Source organism: Pusillimonas sp. ANT_WB101, assembly GCF_008369125.1.
Taxonomy (GTDB): domain Bacteria; phylum Pseudomonadota; class Gammaproteobacteria; order Burkholderiales; family Burkholderiaceae_B; genus Allopusillimonas.
Genome location: NZ_VOAY01000001.1, coordinates 1,638,216 through 1,655,427, shown reverse-complemented (window position 1 = coordinate 1,655,427; position 17,212 = coordinate 1,638,216). Strand labels below are relative to the sequence as shown.

The 17,212-nt window shown below is 53.0% G+C and carries 16 protein-coding genes; 13 read left to right on the top strand and 3 right to left on the bottom strand.

What is annotated here, in order from left to right:
- Positions 1-71 precede the first annotated feature (71 nt).
- The 10 genes from FQ179_RS07445 (at position 72) to sufT (ending at position 11,183) form a co-directional block, all read left to right on the top strand.
- On the top strand, positions 72-1,511 hold the full coding sequence (locus FQ179_RS07445) for an aldehyde dehydrogenase family protein (RefSeq protein ID WP_149396961.1): 1,440 nt from the start codon (positions 72-74) through the stop codon (positions 1,509-1,511).
- 8 nt (positions 1,512-1,519) lie between these two features.
- Positions 1,520-3,052, top strand: coding sequence for an AMP-binding protein (locus FQ179_RS07440; RefSeq protein ID WP_255474873.1), 1,533 nt, complete (start codon positions 1,520-1,522; stop codon positions 3,050-3,052).
- A gap of 183 nt (positions 3,053-3,235) precedes the next feature.
- Complete coding sequence (locus FQ179_RS07435) at positions 3,236-4,546, top strand: MFS transporter (RefSeq protein WP_149396563.1); 1,311 nt, start codon at positions 3,236-3,238, stop codon at positions 4,544-4,546.
- A 258-nt stretch (positions 4,547-4,804) separates the two neighbouring features.
- Positions 4,805-5,341 (top strand): SUF system Fe-S cluster assembly regulator, encoded by a 537-nt coding sequence (locus FQ179_RS07430; protein ID WP_255474872.1) that lies wholly within the window; start codon positions 4,805-4,807, stop codon positions 5,339-5,341.
- On the top strand, positions 5,338-6,810 hold the full coding sequence (gene sufB, locus FQ179_RS07425) for a Fe-S cluster assembly protein SufB (RefSeq protein WP_149396562.1): 1,473 nt from the start codon (positions 5,338-5,340) through the stop codon (positions 6,808-6,810). The genes FQ179_RS07430 and sufB overlap by 4 nt, the downstream gene beginning before the upstream one ends.
- A gap of 10 nt (positions 6,811-6,820) precedes the next feature.
- Complete coding sequence (sufC, locus tag FQ179_RS07420; protein ID WP_149396561.1) at positions 6,821-7,609, top strand: Fe-S cluster assembly ATPase SufC; 789 nt, start codon at positions 6,821-6,823, stop codon at positions 7,607-7,609.
- Entirely contained in the window at positions 7,606-8,913 is a 1,308-nt protein-coding gene (gene sufD / locus FQ179_RS07415; protein ID WP_149396560.1) for a Fe-S cluster assembly protein SufD, read from the top strand. The genes sufC and sufD overlap by 4 nt, the downstream gene beginning before the upstream one ends.
- Positions 8,910-10,166, top strand: coding sequence for a cysteine desulfurase (locus tag FQ179_RS07410; protein WP_149396559.1), 1,257 nt, complete (start codon positions 8,910-8,912; stop codon positions 10,164-10,166). The genes sufD and FQ179_RS07410 overlap by 4 nt, the downstream gene beginning before the upstream one ends.
- A complete protein-coding gene (gene sufU, locus FQ179_RS07405; RefSeq protein WP_149396558.1) occupies positions 10,163-10,618 on the top strand; it encodes a Fe-S cluster assembly sulfur transfer protein SufU in 456 nt (151 codons plus the stop codon). Before FQ179_RS07410 ends, sufU begins: the two co-directional genes overlap by 4 nt.
- Positions 10,619-10,628: 10 nt before the next feature.
- Complete coding sequence (sufT, locus tag FQ179_RS07400; protein ID WP_149396557.1) at positions 10,629-11,183, top strand: putative Fe-S cluster assembly protein SufT; 555 nt, start codon at positions 10,629-10,631, stop codon at positions 11,181-11,183.
- Between the two features lie 21 nt (positions 11,184-11,204).
- Here sufT and FQ179_RS07395 read toward each other — a convergent pair whose 3' ends face one another.
- Entirely contained in the window at positions 11,205-12,215 is a 1,011-nt protein-coding gene (locus tag FQ179_RS07395; RefSeq protein WP_149396556.1) for a bile acid:sodium symporter family protein, read from the bottom strand.
- Positions 12,216-12,336: 121 nt separating this feature from the next.
- Here FQ179_RS07395 and FQ179_RS07390 point away from each other — a divergent pair, with 121 nt between their 5' ends.
- Positions 12,337-13,152 carry a helix-turn-helix domain-containing protein gene (locus FQ179_RS07390; RefSeq protein ID WP_149396555.1) on the top strand — a complete coding sequence of 272 codons (816 nt, stop codon included), beginning with the start codon at positions 12,337-12,339 and terminating at the stop codon, positions 13,150-13,152.
- A 79-nt stretch (positions 13,153-13,231) separates the two neighbouring features.
- Here the strand turns inward: FQ179_RS07390 and FQ179_RS07385 are convergent, their stop codons facing one another.
- Positions 13,232-14,017, bottom strand: coding sequence for a response regulator transcription factor (locus FQ179_RS07385; protein WP_149396554.1), 786 nt, complete (start codon positions 14,015-14,017; stop codon positions 13,232-13,234).
- A 276-nt stretch (positions 14,018-14,293) separates the two neighbouring features.
- Complete coding sequence (locus FQ179_RS07380; RefSeq protein ID WP_149396553.1) at positions 14,294-15,157, bottom strand: helix-turn-helix domain-containing protein; 864 nt, start codon at positions 15,155-15,157, stop codon at positions 14,294-14,296.
- 531 nt (positions 15,158-15,688) lie between these two features.
- Here FQ179_RS07380 and FQ179_RS07375 point away from each other — a divergent pair.
- The gene (locus FQ179_RS07375) at positions 15,689-16,084 is read left to right on the top strand and encodes a hypothetical protein (protein ID WP_149396552.1); all 396 of its coding nucleotides are present in this window, start codon (positions 15,689-15,691) and stop codon (positions 16,082-16,084) included.
- Positions 16,085-16,660: 576 nt separating this feature from the next.
- A complete protein-coding gene (locus FQ179_RS07370) occupies positions 16,661-16,978 on the top strand; it encodes a DUF1153 domain-containing protein (RefSeq protein ID WP_149396551.1) in 318 nt (105 codons plus the stop codon).
- The last annotated feature ends 234 nt before the right edge of the window (positions 16,979-17,212 follow it).

Below are 17,212 nucleotides of genomic sequence, written 5' to 3'. Positions count from 1 at the left end.
AGCCACATTTCGATCAATTATTCACAAAAACCAGGTGTCGGACCCACGATGCCAACAGGAGATGACAAGTGATGGAGCTTCAGGAAAAAAAACCATATGTACCCACCGATTGCTGCCTTGAGGTGGACGCGCTGATCAGGAGAGCACGTGCGGCCCAGATAGTTTTTGCGGATCAGGGACAGCAAGTGCTTGATGATGCTGTTGCCGCCGTCGGCTGGGCCATTATGGAGCCGCAGCGCAACAGGCAATTGGCCGAAATGGCGGTTCACGATACCGGTCTGGGCAACGTAGAAGACAAGATAAAGAAAAACTATAGAAAAACCCTGGGTTTGTTGCGCGATCTGCAAGGGGTGCGCAGTACCGGGGTTATTGCTCAAAATGATGCGCCAGGCATTACTGAGATTGGGCGTGCTGTCGGTGTTGTGGCCGCGATTACGCCTTCTACCAACCCCGCTGCGACGCCAGCCAACAAAATTATCAATGCTCTGAAGTGCGGAAACGCGGTCATCATTGCGCCTTCTCCCAAAGGCCTGGGTGCCTGCGAGCTACTGGTGCAGTTCATTCATGCAGAATTCGAAAAATGCGGTTTGTCTAAGGATCTTGTGCAGGTTTTGCCTGCGCCCATTAGCAAAGCCATGACAACAGAGCTTATGCGGCAGGCCGATCTGGTGGTAGCGACGGGCTCGCAATCGAATGTGCGTCTGGCCTATACCTGCGGCACGCCAGCGTTTGGCGTCGGGGCGGGTAATGTGGCATCTATTGTCGATACCTCAGCCAACCTTGCTGAGGCTGCCGAGAAAATCATTCAGTCCAAGACTTTTGATAATGCTACCAGCTGCTCTTCGGAGAATAGTGTGGTGATTCTGGACAGTGTGTATGACGCCATGCTGGATGCCTTGCGTGCTCGCGATGCGGTGCTGCTGGCGCCAGAGGAGCGGCAGAATTTGCTCGATGCCATGTGGCTGGATGGGCGATTGAACCCGGCCATTACAGGCAAGGGCGCAGCCCATATTGCTCGTTTGGTGGGCATGGATCTGACGGATCGCATTGCGGCCGAAGCGTGCTCTGTATTGCTGGTCGAAGAGCAGGGGATTGGTGAGGATTATCCGTTTTCAGGGGAAAAACTCTCGCCGGTTCTTGCTGTGTATCGCGCAAGGGATTTTGCCGACGCCAGCCTCATTGTGTCGCGCTTGTATGCGTATATGGGAGCCGGGCACTCGGTCAGCCTTCATTCCACTGACGCTGATCAGGCATTGCTGTTAGGCCAGACCTTGCCTGTATCCCGCGTGATCGTCAATCAGGCGCATTGCTTTGCAACAGGCGGCAATTTCGATAACAGTCTGCCATTTTCACTTTCTATGGGTTGTGGGACGTGGGGAGGAAATAATTTCTCGGACAACATGAGCTACAGACATTACATGAACACGACTCGTGTGGTGTCGCGTGTCGCTGAAAGAAAGCCTTCGAATGAAGACGTGCTGGGCAGTTACTTTGCGAGGTATGGGGCATGAGCAACGCTATGACATTTTCTGATTTGATCGCATCGCTTGCCAGCGATATGGGCGACAAGCCTTATTTGATCTCCAGCCCTGACGCAGGGGTATTGACCTACAAACGCCTTCATTCACAGTGCGTAGAGTTGGGCAGCTTTTTTGCCAGACAAGGCCTGACGCAGGGCGACAAGGTGTCTGTTTATCTTCCCAATGGCGAGCAGACAGCCGTGTTGCTTTTGGGGATTATGGCTAACGGTCTGGTGGCCAACCCCGTCAATTTAATGTGCCAGGAATCGCAGCTTAGGCACATTCTTCTTCATTCGGATACACGCCTTATTTTCACCACGCCGGAACTCGCTGTTGCGCTGGAATCGGCTTTACGTGATACGGGCCGTGAAATTCCGCTGGTCATGTGTGACCCGGCCGCACATGGCCTGCCCGCACAGGTCGTGACCGTATCTACGCAGGAGGGCTCGTCGCCTGCCGGTCTGCCCAGACTTGAGCCATCGGATGAGGCGCTGATCATGTACACATCGGGCACGACCGGGCTGCCAAAAGGGGTGTTGTTAAGCCATGAGAACCTTATTTTCAATGCGCGCAACGTCAGCGTCGAGCACAGACTGACCGCGCAGGACCGCGTACTGGGATCGCTTCCGCTGTATCACATTAATGGGCTGGTACTTACGCTGGTCACGCCACTGGTTCATCAGGGCACTGTCGTAATGACGCCTCGTTTTTCGGCCGCCACTTTTTGGGCTGACGCATGTCGCTATGAGTGCACGTGGGTCAATGTGGTGCCAACAATTATTGCCTATCTGCTCAATGATGAAACGCCTTGCGCAGAACTGGATCTGACACGGCTTCGGTTCTGCCGCTCTGCATCCTCAGCGTTGGCGCCCGAGCACCATAGGGCGTTTGAAAAACGGTTTGGCCTGGACATTATTGAAACCATGGGTTTGACAGAGACTGCCGCGCCGTCCTTCAGCAATCCATATGATCATGCCGATCGCCGGGTAGGCAGTATAGGAAAGCCTTCCGGGACGCAGGCGAAGATTATCGGGACCAACGATCAGCAAGTGCCACATGGTGAGCTGGGCGAGATTGTGCTCACTGGAAAAAATGTGATGCTGGGCTATTACAAGGACGCGGTCAAAACGCAAGAGTCGTTTACCGACGAGGGATGGCTGCGGACGGGTGATGTGGGCTATCAGGACGAGCAGGGGTATTTTTACATCACCGGCCGGGCAAAGGAGCTGATTATCAAGGGCGGCGAAAACATTGCACCACGAGAAATCGATGAGGCCGTCATTAAACACCCGAGTATCTTGGACGCAGCCGCAGTTGGGGTGCCGCATCCCGAGTATGGACAGGATATCGCCGTTTATCTGGTGCTGCGCGAACACGCTGAGTTTGATGTGAGCGAAATGCAAAGGCATTGCCTGGCCGAGCTGGGCAAGTACAAGTCACCCAGCCGTTATGTTGTGGTCGACGAGCTGCCACGAGGCCCGTCAGGAAAGGTTCAGCGCCTGAAGTTGTTGGACCTTCCGGGCCTTGCATAAAAACACTAAAGCCTGACGGTATGCGCCGCCATTCGAGACCTGCACTGGAGCGAAACGCAACCCTTTACCCAGCATAGCTATAGAACGAAACCAAGCAGCACCGAAGTCTGTATTCGCCTAACTATATTAATGAGCAAACCGGAGATGGCCTTGTGCCTCCCGGGATTGCCGGAGGAGACAACTATGCGACGTCGCGTGAAAACACACCATCTTATTTTAATGGTGATGTGCCTGATGTATTTCATTGCCTATATCGACAGAGTAAATATGTCGGTAGCGGGGCCAGTGATAAGAGATGAGATGGGGTTAAGCAACCTTGAGCTTGGGTTGATTTTTTCTGCATTTGCCTATCCGTATGCGGTCATGCAAATTTTGGGTGGATGGCTGGCCGATAAGTTTGGCCCACGCAAGGTGCTCCTTGTGCTTTCGCTTATATGGGGAGCGGCAACGCTGATGACCGGTTTCGTGGGAAGTGTGGCCGCGCTTTTGGTCATGCGCTTTGCACTTGGTCTGGGTGAGGGCGGTGCTTTCCCGACCGCTACGCGTGCTTTCACGTCATGGATGCCGACGACGCAACGCGGTTTTGCGCAGGGCATTACCCATTCGTTCTCGCGGCTGGGAGGGGCGGTTACCCCACCTCTGGTCGTAATGATTATCGCCTATGCGGGTTGGCGCGAGTCATTCATTCTTCTGGGGTCGCTTAGTCTGGCCTGGACGGTTCTGTACTTTTTTATATTTACCGATACACCGGAAGAACATCCGCGTATTTCGCCGGAGGAGCTTGCTGAAATCAACGAGGGCAAGAAGATAACGTTGGGAAAACCAGGCGGGCCGACACCATGGAAGGGGCTGATCAAAGGGATGTGGAAGGTGACTTTTGTAGATTTTTGCTACGGGTGGTCATTATGGGTCTATTTGACATGGCTGCCTTCGTATCTGAAGGATGCACGCGGGTTTGACCTTAAGCAAATGGCGTTGTTCACGGCCTTGCCATTGTTTGCGGGTGTTATCGGAGACACGCTTGGCGGCTTGGTTTCGGACAAACTGCTGAAAATAACCGGAAACCTTCGCTTTGCCAGAGTGTCGGTGCTAGTGGTCGGCATGGTCGGCTCTCTGATTTTCATGGTGCCCATGATTATGGTCAAAGATCCAATGACCGCCGTACTTCTTTTGTCGTTGTCCTTCTTCTTTCTGGAACTCACTAACGCGGTGCTCTGGAGCTTACCGATCGATATCGCCGGAGACTACGCGGGTACGGCTTCTGGCATGATGAACACGGGGTTTGGTGTTGCCGGCATGATCTCGCCGGTGGTGTTTGGGTTTTTGATCCAGTCTACCGGAAGTTATTACTTACCCTTTATGATTTCGGCAGGGTTGCTGGGCATAGGTGCGGTAATGGCCTTATTCATTAACCCTAACAAAACAGTTCGACGAGAGGCCCCCGTCGACGCTGAGCACATACGGCTTGACGAGATGCGCGTTAACCCAGGTTGAGGCAATAATGGGCTCAGGACTGACTATTTTCGCGTCGCGCCTGGGCTCCATTTTTTACCTGCGTTTTCCGTTACAATAATGCCCTTTGGCGGCTTTACGTTGCATTATTTAGCCAGCCCTCGGCCGTAACGTTTAGATTTTATGCCTGTTTTTCGGGCCGTTTCTTCATCCCCGACTTTGAACGCAATTATGCGTTTTGAACAGAGTTATAAGTACACCTGTTAATGGTGTGGGTAACTTGACCCATATAGTACCGAAATGGTACTATATGATCACTTTATCACTCGGGGGCGGTCGGTGTTGCGCATCAGCAAACTTATCGATTACGGCACATTATTACTTACCTATATGGCAGGCTCGCCAGAGCAGGTATACAGTGCTGCTGATCTCGCCTCCACGCTGGGGCTGGGCCAGCCTACCGTCAGCAAAATCCTCAAGCAGTTAGGCCAGCACGAGCTAGTACGCAGCCAGCGCGGCGCGCGAGGTGGTTACCTGTTAGGTCGGCCAGCCGAGCAAATCAATATCGCCCAAATTATAGACGCGCTTGATGACCAGCCTTTTGGCCTCACTGAGTGCACGGCATTGCCGGGCGCCTGTAGTGTCGAGGCGGGCTGTCATATACGTACCAACTGGCAGCGTATTAACGCCATCGTACGGCGTACGCTCGAAGACGTTACCGTGGCCGACATGATTCACCCTATGCCTGCCGAATTTCCTCTTAAAAATCTGCCGGCCGCCAAGCCGGCCATCAAGCCTACAGTGGCACGTACCACAATATGGAGTCTCTCTGAATGAATCCATCAATCGAACCCGCAGTTGTTTCTGCCGCTGATCCAATAGAGTCGTTTCTCGATCGCGAGTACTCGGCGGGGTTTGTCACTGACATTGAGTCTGTGACCATAGACAAGGGGCTTAACGAAGACACCATCCGGTGGCTTTCCGCCAAAAAAGAGGAGCCCGAGTTTATGCTCGAATGGCGCCTTGCCGCCTATCGTCACTGGTTGACCATGGAAACGCCCGAGTGGGCACAGGTGCAGTTTCCGCCTATTGATTTCCAGGACATCCGCTACTACTCGGCACCAAAAAGCAAAGAAGACGGCCCCAAAAGCCTCGACGAGGTTGACCCAGAGCTCTTGCGAACCTATGAAAAACTGGGGGTGCCGCTGCACGAGCGTGCGCGCCTGGCAGGCGTAGCCGTTGACGCCGTGTTTGACTCGGTGTCGGTGGCCACAACGTTTCGCAAACAATTGGCCGAAGTAGGCGTTATATTTTGTTCGTTTTCCGAGGCGGTTAAAGAGTACCCTGAAATCGTCAAAAAATATCTGGGCACCGTGGTTCCGCCTGGAGACAACTTTTACGCGGCGCTTAACTCGGCCGTGTTCTCTGATGGCTCGTTTGTGTTCATACCCAAAGGGGTGCGATGCCCCATGGAACTGTCCACGTATTTCCGCATTAACGCGCAAGATACCGGCCAATTTGAGCGTACGCTCATCATTGCCGAAGAGGGCGCGTCGGTCAGTTATCTAGAGGGCTGTACTGCGCCCATGCGCGACGAAAATCAGCTCCACGCCGCAGTGGTTGAATTGGTAGCGCTGGACGACGCCAAAATCAAATACTCCACCGTGCAAAACTGGTATCCCGGCGATAAAGACGGGGTAGGCGGCATTTATAACTTCGTCACCAAGCGGGGTGACTGCCGCGGTCCGCGCTCACGCATTTCCTGGACCCAGGTTGAAACTGGCTCGGCCATTACCTGGAAGTACCCCAGTGTCATATTGCGTGGCGACGACTCTGTTGGCGAGTTTTATTCGGTGGCTGTCAGCAATCATCGTCAACAGGCCGACACCGGTACCAAAATGATTCATATCGGGCGCAATACACGCAGCACCATTATCTCAAAAGGTATTTCGGCCGGCCACGGCAGCAATGCCTATCGTGGGCTGGTGCGCATTACGCCCAAGGCAGAGAACGCGCGCAACTATACGCAGTGTGACTCGCTACTTATAGGCAGCACCTGTGCCGCGCATACCTTCCCCACGATGGAAGTACAGAACCCCACGGCCAGTGTCGAGCACGAGGCCACCACGTCACGCATAGGCGAAGATCAGTTGTTTTACGCCATGCAGCGCGGCCTGTCCGCCGAAGATGCGGTGTCTATGATCGTCAACGGCTTTTGTAAAGAAGTTTTCAAGGAATTGCCCATGGAATTTGCAGTCGAAGCGCAGGCCCTGCTCGGTGTAAGTCTCGAAGGCAGCGTAGGTTAAGGAGAAATAAATGCTGAGTATCAAAGATTTGCACGCGTCGATCGAAAACAAGTCGATTCTTAATGGCCTTAACCTTGACGTGAACGCGGGTGAGGTGCACGCCATCATGGGCCCCAATGGGTCTGGTAAAAGCACACTGTCACAAGTATTGGCAGGTCGCGAAGATTACACGGTTAAAAGCGGCTCGGTAACCTGGCTGGGCCAGGACCTGCTCGAAATGCCCATTGAAGAGCGTGCGCGCGCCGGGCTGTTTCTGGCTTTCCAGTACCCCATCGAAATTCCGGGCGTATCTAATGCGTATTTTCTCAGGGCATCGGTCAATGCAGCGCGGCGTCACCAGGGCTTGCCTGAGCTCGACGCCATGGACTTCATCAAGCGTGTCAAACAAGAAATGAAAGAAGTCGGCATGCGTGACGAGTTTCTGTATCGCGGCGTGAACGAAGGGTTTTCGGGCGGCGAGAAAAAGCGCAATGAAATACTGCAGATGATCATGCTGGAGCCCAAGCTTGCCATCCTTGATGAAACTGACTCTGGCCTCGACATTGATGCGCTGCGCGTTGTGGCAGACGGTGTCAACCGCATGCGTTCACCTGATCGTGCAATGATTGTCATCACCCACTATCAGCGCCTGCTTGACTACATCGTGCCTGATTTTGTGCACGTGCTGTCCAACGGTCGCATTGTTAAGTCTGGTGGTCGCGAGCTGGCGCTCGAGCTCGAAGAGCAGGGCTACGGGTGGGTTACCGAACCCGGCAAAACGGAGCAGGCCGTAAAGGGTGGTAAAGGAGCTACGGCATGAGTTCTGTAGAAACCTGGGCCCAAACGTTCGCTACGCGCGGCGCAAACCTGCCTGGCGCACAGTTGCCCTGGCTGGCGGCGCGGCGCAAACAGGCGATTGAACGTTTCGCCGCTGAGGGCTGGCCCACCAGCAAAAGTGATGAGTGGCGCCACACTTCATTGGCGACGCTTGCACAGCAATCGTTTCTTGACGCTAATGATGCTGCCACGGCGAGCGTACAGCGCCCCTACAATGATGACGACAAAGACCACTGGATGGTGTTTGTCGATGGCAAATACACGCCAGGTCTTTCGCGTGTTGGCGATTTGCCAGCAGGCGTGACGCTGGGGCCGTTGTCTCAGGCGTTTACTGATACACCCGAGTCGCTTGAAGCGCTTTACGGTAGCGATACTGACGGCGCGAGCACGTCAGCGCTCAACCTGGCCCTGGCGTCAGATGGCGCGTTTTTGAATTTGTCGCGCGGTACGGTTGTCGAGCAACCTATTCACCTTGTGTTCGTGACGGCCAGCAAGGGCTCGGCCAGTTTTACGCGTAACCTTGTGCAGGCCGGTGCTGGCGCCCAGGCCACGGTTATGGAGCATTATTTGGGGCACGGCGCTGGCACAAGCTTTACCAACACCGTAACGCGCCTAAATCTTGACGCCGATGCGCATGTCACACATCTGAAGCTGCAGCGTGAAGACGCCGAAGCGTTTCACTTGGGTGTTATTGATGTGCAGCAGGGCAAGTCGTCAGTCTTTAATTCGCATTCGATGTCGTTTGGAGCCCGTCTGGCGCGTCACGATATCGCCACTGCTTTTACGGGCGAACATTGTCAGACGCTTTTAAATGGTTTGTACTATGTTGATGGTAAACGCCATGTCGATCATCACACGCTCATAAGCCACGACAAGCCTTTCGGCACCAGCCACGAATACTATCGCGGCGTACTTGGCGATACGGCACGTGGTGTGTTTCGCGGGCGTATTTTTGTTGCGCCCGGTGCCGACAAAACCGATGCTGTGCAACGCTCAGACAGTTTGCTGTTGTCACGTTTGGCCAAGGCTGATGCGCGGCCCGAACTCGAAATTTACGCTGACGACGTCAAGTGTGCGCACGGCGCCACGGTCGGTCAACTAGACGCTGACAGCCTGTTTTATCTGCGCTCACGAGGCCTTGACGAGCAACTTGCACGCCATGTCTTAACGTATGCATTTGCCGCCGAAGCCATTGCGCGTATTGAGTCTGATCTGCTGCGCCAAAGGGTTATCGGTGCCATTCAGGCGCTTGCGCCTGAAAATGCCGCGTTGGGAGACTTTGCATGAACGTATCTACACTTGCTGAAGTCACCCCTCTGGTACTTGATCGACGGGCTGATTTTCCGATTTTGGCCCGCCCGATCAAAGGCAAGCAACTGGTTTACCTGGATAATGGCGCCACGACACAAAAGCCCAACGTCGTCATCCGCGCCATTCTTGATTACTACGAGCAGTCTAATGCCAACATTCACCGTGGTGTGCATTGGCTCTCGCAGCATTCGACTGATCTGTACGAGCAAGGCCGTGAACGGGTGCGCTCGTTACTGAATGCGGCGCGTCCTGAAGAAATCGTGTTTACACGGGGTACTACAGAAGCCATCAACCTGGTCGCAAATAGCTGGGGCCGGGCCAACCTGAAAGCAGGTGATGAGGTTGTGCTTACCGGGCTTGAGCATCACTCCAATATTGTTCCGTGGCAAATGCTGTGCGAGCAGGTTGGTGCACACATCAAGGTGGCACCTGTTACCGACTGCGGTGAAGTTGACCTCGATGCCTATCGCGCTTTGCTTGGGCCGCGTACCAAGCTGGTCGGTATTGTGCACGTATCGAACGCGCTGGGTACCATTAACCCTGTCGCCGAAATGACAAGGCTAGCCCATGAGGCAGGCGCGCTGGTTCTTGTTGATGGTGCTCAGGCTGTTGCCCATGCGCGCGTTGATGTGCAGGCCATAGGCTGTGATTTTTATGCATTTTCGGGTCATAAAATTTATGGCCCTACTGGCATCGGTGCACTGTATGCCCGTTACGATATTCTGAAAAACATGTCGCCATGGCAGGGCGGCGGCGACATGATTTACACCGTTAGTTTTGAGCGGAGCACCTACGCCGATGTACCTCAGCGTTTCGAAGCTGGCACGCCCGACATTGCCGGTGTAATCGGCCTGGATGCGGCTATTGCCTATGTACAAGAAGTGGGGCTTGACGCTATTGCAGCCCATGAGCATGACGTTCTGGTTTACGGCACTGAGCAATTGCAGTCTTTGCCCGGCGTACGCCTTATCGGTACGTCTGATCATAAGGCGGGCATTCTGTCTTTTGTGGTCGAAGGTATCCACCCCCACGATCTTGGCACCATACTTGACACCGAAGGGGTCGCCATACGTGCCGGGCATCACTGCGCAATGCCACTAATGACGCGTTTTGGCATTCCTGGTACGGCACGCGCCTCGCTGGCGCTGTACAACACCCGGCAAGACATTGATGCCCTGATCGCTGCATTGCGCAAGGCACAGAAGCTTTTTGGGACGGGCCAGGCATGAGTCTCGAAAATGGCGATCTGCGCGAACTTTATCAAGAAGTCATCTTCGATCACAATAGAAGCCCACGCAATTTTAAAGAAATGCCCGATGCCACCCATATGGCACAAGGGCATAACCCGCTATGCGGTGACCAGCTAACCATTTATGCTCAGCTTAAAGACGGTGTGGTCGAAAAAATTAGCTTTATTGGTCATGGGTGCGCCATTTCAACGGCGTCCGCGTCGCTGATGACAGAGGCCGTAAAAGGCAAAACGGTTCAAGAAGTTGAAGCCTTGTTCAACGACATGCATGCCATGCTCACCGAAGCGCAGCCTGAAGCCCGTGACTTTGGCAAGCTAGAGGTTTTATCGGGAGTGCAAGAATTTCCGGCGCGGGTCAAGTGTGCCACGTTGGCTTGGCATACCCTGCACAATGCAATTACCCAGGCCAGGGACACGGCTCGTACCGAGTAGAGAGGCAACAATGAGCTACACACGACAAGATGTTATCGTCAGCCGGGATTGCCCGGCAGTTACCGTGCCTTACGGCTCTGCAGTCACCATTGAAAAAGGCTGCGAGGCAACCATTACGCAGCAGCTAGGTGGCACATATACCGTTATGGTGCAGGGCAACCTTTACCGGGTGGAAGGCGTCGACGGCGATGCGTTCGGTTTTGAACCTACTGAGGCCGTCAAGCATATGCATGATGGGCCAGTTACGTCTCAGGCTGTAGAAGATGCCGCCTGGAGTATGCTGGCAACATGTTTTGACCCTGAAATTCCTGTGGACATCGTCAATCTGGGCTTAGTGTATAGCTGCAAGGTTACCGAACTGGATCACGAACGTTATCGTGTCGATGTCAACATGACGCTTACCGCGCCTGGCTGCGGTATGGGTACCATGATTGCCGATGAGGCGCGTGACAAAATCCTGTCCATACACGGTGTAGATGAAGCCAAGGTTGATCTGGTGTGGGATCCCCCGTGGAGCCGCGAAATGATCAGTGAGCCGGCGCGCCTGCAGTTGGGGCTTATGTAGGCAATACGCCCACCTGCAGCCTCAGGAGGACGGCGTGTCTGTGACGACGCGCTGGCCGACTAGAGGATCGTCACGCCGGGCATAATGCTGGGCCATCACGGCGCAAACCATAAGTTGTATCTGATGAAACACCATGAGCGGCAAAAGAGCCGGCCCCACGGCAGCACCTGAAAACAATACCTGCGCCATGGGCACACCGGTAGCGAGGCTTTTCTTAGAGCCGCAAAATACAACAGTGATTTCGTCCGCCTTGTTCAAGCCGGCTGTGCGGGCTGCCCAAGTGGTGAACGCTAAGGCGATAGCCAAAAACACACATGAGACGATTAACAGCGCCAACAACTCAGAGCCTTGTACCTGCTGCCACAAGCCGTCAATAACTGAGGCGCTAAATGCCGTGTATACGACCAGAAGAATAGAGCTCTGATCTACGTTTTTCAGCCATTTTTTGTTGCGATCCATCCAGGCACCGATTAAAGGGCGCATCAGATGGCCTACAACAAACGGCAGCAGCAATTGCGCGCTGATATCGACAATGGCATCGAGCGTTGAGTGAGCGCCGCTGGCGTCAATGTCAGTAAGCAGCTTGATCAGTAGCGGTGTGATGACGATGCCGATAAGGCTGGACGCCGATGCACTGCAAACGGCAGCGGGAACGTTGCCGCGTGCAATGGACGTGAAGGCGATGGCAGATTGCACCGTACCTGGCAGGGCGCAGAGATACAAAACACCCAGAAACAGTGGTGCACCCAACCAGGGTTCGATGAGTGGCCTTGATGCCCAGCCCAATAAGGGGAACATGATAAACGTGCAGCCGAACACCAGCAGGTGCAGCCGCCAGTGCCTGGCCCCGGCCACGATGGCTTCACGTGACAGTTTTGCGCCATGCATGAAGAAGAGGAGGGCAATTGCCGCTCGGGTAACCCATTCAAATATGACGGCGCCTGTACCGTGCGCCGGAATAAACGTGGCGGCCGCTACCACCGCGATCAAGATGAGCGTGAAATTATCGAAAATGAGACGAAGGCGGTTCATGGGATCCAAATACGTTGTTTGTAAGCTGGATAGAAGTTAACGTATCCACGATGCGCCGACTAACGCCAGATTGGTCATGATTGTCGGTAAACAGACATTTTTCCATTTATAAAGAATTTTTATGGATGCTACGCAGAATGTGACACTTCAAGGCCTGCTGAGTGGGCAACAGGCGCTTCCTCGTCCTCTCTATGGCCGTGCTCGATCGCTGCCTAATCAGGTCATTGCCTACCGCCACAGTCACCCGTGGGTGCAACTGTCTTATGCCTTGCATGGTGTAGTAGAAGTGGAGACAGACAGGGGCCGGTTTATTGCACCTCCGCAGCGAGCGATATGGGTACCGGCGCATATTGAGCATAAGGTGCGATGCACGGCCGATACGCGCGTTCGCAGCCTTTATGTTGACCCTGCTGTGGTGCCCTGGGGGGCAGCCCATTGCAGGGTGCTGGTGGTCGATACGCTGCTGCGCGAGCTTATTCGCCGTTTCAGTCAGCTTCCGGTTTTTTATGATGAGGCCAGTTCTGAGGGGCGACTGGCCGGTGTGCTACTGGATCAGCTAGAGTCCGCGCCTGAGGCTGATCTTATGCTGCCGTTTCCGCAAGATGCGCGGCTCAAGAAAATATGCAGCCATTTACAAGAAGATCCGTGTTCCCGCATTGCCCTTCGCCAATGGAGCAGTCGTCTGTCGGTTTCCGAAAAAACCCTCAGTCGGCTTTTTGTACAGCAAACTGGGTTGAGTTTTCGGCTTTGGCGACAGCGGCTTAGGCTTCTGAGCGCCTTGCCTCTACTTGAGCGAGGTGATCGTGTTACAGATGTGGCGCTGGCTTGTGGTTACGACAGCCTGTCTGCATTTATTGCTGCATTTCGTCAGCAGTTTGGAGCAACTCCGGGAGAGTTTTTTGCAGACGTCATAGACGATCAAGCAGCGACCACGTAAGAACGTTTACGTGTTCTGCTTGACCCGAAGCCTGGTTTACGCATATCAGATTGGTAGTCTGTGCAAATTTATATAGCGTTTAGGCGTTTTGTTCTGCAAGCAGAGCTTGTGCCTGATCTGCTGCCGTGGCGATGTTTGGCCAGCCCAGAGTAGCGCCGCGAGATACGGCTGCATAGACGGCGGCATTACGGTTGTGTACATTGAGTCGTTGGTATAGCGCTTCGGTGTGTGCCTTTGCCGTGGCAAGTGAAATATTCAGGCTTCGACCCACCAGTTTCATGGGATACCCGCGGGCCAACAGCACCAGCACTTCATATTGCCTGGGTGTCAAACCGAGCATTTTGCACTCAGGTTGAATGTTGCTTTCGTTACCCTCATCGTGTTTTTTGGGTATCTGGATCTCGGCTCGCATACTTTTAGGTAAGAGAGGAGCTCGCGTAGCAGCCTGGCCTGGCCGGACTGGTTCCCGAACCTTTGCCGCCCTGCTGGGGAAACAGGTACCCCCTGCAAGTACCAGCTTAACGGATGCCTTCAACACCTCTGAGGGGACATGTTTGGTGACATGCCCCGCTACCAGCGGGTACAGGCTGGTATCTATCGTTGCTATATCGTCATCATGCTCGGAGAGTAGCAGAATGGCCTTAGGTGAATAGTGTTGCATTACCAAGGCGATAAGCCTCGGCATATCATCGTGGCTAGAAATAGACAACATGGCGAGGTCGTACTCGCGTGAGGCAGACGAGGTGTGCCCGTCAAGAGGGTAGTCCGCGCCGTCTACATTCGGCTGCGCAGATAATTCTGACATTAATTGCAGAATTCCCAGGCGCAGCAATGGATGCGGTTCAATTACTATAATTGCCGACATATCGCTACTTCCCAGTGTTTGTTCGTCTTCTGAAGCCGGGTCGCAACTGGCGGGGCCGGAGTACACCTGGGGACACAGCGGCTTTGAGTCTTTATTTGCTCACGGTTAAGCGGAGGCTGCCCAGTTGCTGCGATACGGCTTCTTCTGAGAAAGACGGGTTTCTTTATGAAACTGGTTTCAATAATGGTCGCAGTACCCAAGTCTATAAAAATGATAGGAGTTAAGGCCGGTATATGCAAGGGAATGTTCATAGTATTTACTAGAGATATCCCTATGTTAGTGAATCCAGCATGCAAGTTTGACAGGCACTGGCTGCTCATCCCAATTCACCGGGATTTCGCCAAAGTTTTCTGCAAAACACGATGCACGCAAGCTGTAGCCCGACCGAGGCAACCAATGATCCAGCAGATAATCGTATAAATGGGGCAGGTCGTGCGCCATGCATTGTGCCTCGACGGTGGCCACTCGGCCAGCGGGAAGGCATATTTCAAATGCCTCTTTAGGCTTTTTACTGGGGTCTGGCCCTGCCAGCACACCGCAGTAATACCGCATGAAAGGTTGCGGGGTGAACATAGGCGTATCGTAGGTTAGACCAAAGAAAGAGCCCTCCCATCCTTCTGGGGCATGTTGCGTAAACAGATGCCTGAAATCATTCCAGCACGCATGTTTTTGTTTGGACAGGCCCTCATAGCGTGCTGCCCAAAAATGCATCTCAGGCATGGCCTGGACCTTAACCTCAAGGTTTTCCAAGCCTGGAATAGGCGGGCCTGCTAATTTGTCACGTTTGGCGATGTAGTAAGCGTGGGCCTGACGAAAGTGCTGCGGAGAAAGGCCCCAGTATTTGGTAAAGGCCCGAGTGAACGCTTGCTGACTTGAAAAACCCATGTCGATGGCAATAGAAAACATGGATTGTGCTGTATGCGCGATCATCAATGCACATCGGCCCATGAGGTTGTGCTGAATATACTCACGCGGCGAGTATTTGAAATCTTTAAGAAATAAACGGGACAGGTGAAACCGTGTCAAATTAATGTGCTTTGCCAGATCCTGGATTAGCGCATCGTGCGCGTTGAACTCAGAAGCGTCATGAAGAATCTTGTGTTCGATCTGTGTCACACAGTATTGAATGCGAGGGTCCATAGTCTTTTCCTGTTTACAGCCAAATATTGTTGATCATTTAAGATACATTATTTACAAATTTATTTTTCTAAATCACAAAATGTAAATGATATTAATAAAAGCATATCTAGAATGATCACATTGATTAACAGTTCTGAGTTTCGATTGTTCTTATTAAATAACTAGAGTTACTCAGAACAAACTTAAACGTATATGTATCGGTAGCGGTTGTTATTGGTACGTTTAGATATAAGTATGTAACAGCACCTTGCGAAGCTAAATAGGCTAGATGCTTTAGGGAAAAAGGCCCCGTTCGATTTAACGGGAGGGTAGTGCGTAAAGAATTTCTGCATTGGGTACTGAGCGCTGAGAAAGTTTTGTCAGCGAACACGGCCTGAGTTTGCATTGTGATTAGTTGGACATGTGCAGTAGCACTTGTTCTGCAACAGAAGTTGAGAAGGGTGTTAATGAGGGCCAGAACGGTCTATCGACGCCCCGACCAAGAGCAGCACCGTTTCGAGACGGTTTCTCGATTAAATTGGAGACTTCATCATGAAAAAAGTACTTTTGGCTGTCGTGCTTGCAGTGGGTTCCATTGGTGTAGCTAGCGCCGCTGGTTTTGGTGTGGGCATGTTTGGTGGCTCTGGTGGCGCAAACTCCACTGTAAACGGCGGTGCAAGCTCATCGAGTGGCAGCGCTTCAATGTTTAATGGAGCTGCTTCCCAAGGAAGCCTGTCGGGATCCACATCGGGCGCCAATTCTTCAGTTGGGTTCAATGCCCAAGGCGCGGGCACCACTTCGGGTGGCGTGACTGAAACCTACTCGAACGGCGGCGGTACAACGGGCGGGTTTGCCATGGGCGGTACTAACGCCAGCGCTGGCGGATCCCACAACGCTGGAGCATGGGGCTCAGCCGGTGCGATCGGTTTCGGAGCATGGGGCTGGTAAGTCTTTACGCTTCGATGTGAGGTTCACATGTGTGGGGAGATTGCTCCCCACACATTTTGGAGCGCGTCATGAAACCGTTGATGTTGTTACTTTGCATGCTTTGCGCGTCTTCCGTAATGGCTGAGCCGAGCACTAAGCACAGTTCGGCCAAAGCGGCTGCCGATGTAACGACGGGTGGGCGGCAGACACAGTCTTCAAATACGTCTTGTCAGCCCGCTCAGTCATTCAGCCCCCTGAAACCGACTGGGTTTTCTGCCATTTCGGGATATGGAACTGATGGGTCGTTTCCACCAGATAGCCGTGACAGTTGGCAGTCTGGTGTAACGGGTGCATTTGCCTGTAATGAGCAGGAAAAGGGGATGGTATCGCAAGCTTCCGGTGTAGCGGATTTTGAGGCAATGCGATTACTACCCAGTTACCTGAACTCCAACAGCCCGTCCGTTTATTTTTATGGGCGGCGCCGGTAAAACGCAGAACAATGCACGATGGCACACACGCCCAGCACGCGCAGACGCCACGCCGACGAGCAAGCGTTTAAGGGGAGGATGCGAGATGAGTGGGAAAGAAGGTTTGGCGATGAGCGGCAAGCTGGATGAAGAAATCAAGCGTTGGACGGTGCGTCGTAAAAGCGTGCTGGTGATGGATATAATCCAGGGAAAAACGACCATCAGAGAGGCCAGTCAAGCTTTTGATCTGCCCGCGTCAGAAATTGAACACTGGGTAGCAGAGGGCAAGCGAGGGCTGGAAAACGCGTTGCGTGTTAACCCCTTGGATGTCAAGGAGCAATATGAACGTCAGATTAAAGAATTGCAGCAGGCCTATGGCGAAGCCATGCTTGAGCTGCGTGGAAAAAAAAAGCAGCAAGTTTCGGCACCCGACGAAGAAGCCCGATAAATCAAACGCAGTTTGATTTTTATTTTTTTCAAAATTGTTACATTGGCGGATAGTTATTTTTTTGCGAAAATCGTTATTGAATTAGATTTTTCGCTTAAATATATGTGATTTAAATCACAATATGTATAAAGTGACACCGAATTACAAACATAGAATAAGGCCATAGGTAAATAAAAGAAACATTTTTGTAAAGAAACGTGTGACATGCGTCTCTAGGTATCTATTTTAATTGTG

What these genes read in the sequence shown, in the direction of transcription:
- sufD (WP_149396560.1), top strand. Translation starts at nt 7,606, where the DNA reads ATGAGTTCTGTAGAAACCTGGGCCCAAACGTTCGCTACGCGCGGCGCA.
- sufB (WP_149396562.1), top strand. Translation starts at nt 5,338, where the DNA reads ATGAATCCATCAATCGAACCCGCAGTTGTTTCTGCCGCTGATCCAATA.
- FQ179_RS07435 (WP_149396563.1), top strand. Translation starts at nt 3,236, where the DNA reads ATGCGACGTCGCGTGAAAACACACCATCTTATTTTAATGGTGATGTGC.
- FQ179_RS07430 (WP_255474872.1), top strand. Translation starts at nt 4,805, where the DNA reads ATGGTACTATATGATCACTTTATCACTCGGGGGCGGTCGGTGTTGCGC.
- sufU (WP_149396558.1), top strand. Translation starts at nt 10,163, where the DNA reads ATGAGTCTCGAAAATGGCGATCTGCGCGAACTTTATCAAGAAGTCATC.
- FQ179_RS07395 (WP_149396556.1), bottom strand. Translation starts at nt 12,215, where the DNA reads ATGAACCGCCTTCGTCTCATTTTCGATAATTTCACGCTCATCTTGATC.
- FQ179_RS07440 (WP_255474873.1), top strand. Translation starts at nt 1,520, where the DNA reads ATGACATTTTCTGATTTGATCGCATCGCTTGCCAGCGATATGGGCGAC.
- FQ179_RS07385 (WP_149396554.1), bottom strand. Translation starts at nt 14,017, where the DNA reads ATGTCGGCAATTATAGTAATTGAACCGCATCCATTGCTGCGCCTGGGA.
- FQ179_RS07410 (WP_149396559.1), top strand. Translation starts at nt 8,910, where the DNA reads ATGAACGTATCTACACTTGCTGAAGTCACCCCTCTGGTACTTGATCGA.
- FQ179_RS07390 (WP_149396555.1), top strand. Translation starts at nt 12,337, where the DNA reads ATGGATGCTACGCAGAATGTGACACTTCAAGGCCTGCTGAGTGGGCAA.
- sufC (WP_149396561.1), top strand. Translation starts at nt 6,821, where the DNA reads ATGCTGAGTATCAAAGATTTGCACGCGTCGATCGAAAACAAGTCGATT.
- FQ179_RS07375 (WP_149396552.1), top strand. Translation starts at nt 15,689, where the DNA reads ATGAAAAAAGTACTTTTGGCTGTCGTGCTTGCAGTGGGTTCCATTGGT.
- sufT (WP_149396557.1), top strand. Translation starts at nt 10,629, where the DNA reads ATGAGCTACACACGACAAGATGTTATCGTCAGCCGGGATTGCCCGGCA.
- FQ179_RS07445 (WP_149396961.1), top strand. Translation starts at nt 72, where the DNA reads ATGGAGCTTCAGGAAAAAAAACCATATGTACCCACCGATTGCTGCCTT.
- FQ179_RS07370 (WP_149396551.1), top strand. Translation starts at nt 16,661, where the DNA reads ATGAGCGGCAAGCTGGATGAAGAAATCAAGCGTTGGACGGTGCGTCGT.
- FQ179_RS07380 (WP_149396553.1), bottom strand. Translation starts at nt 15,157, where the DNA reads ATGGACCCTCGCATTCAATACTGTGTGACACAGATCGAACACAAGATT.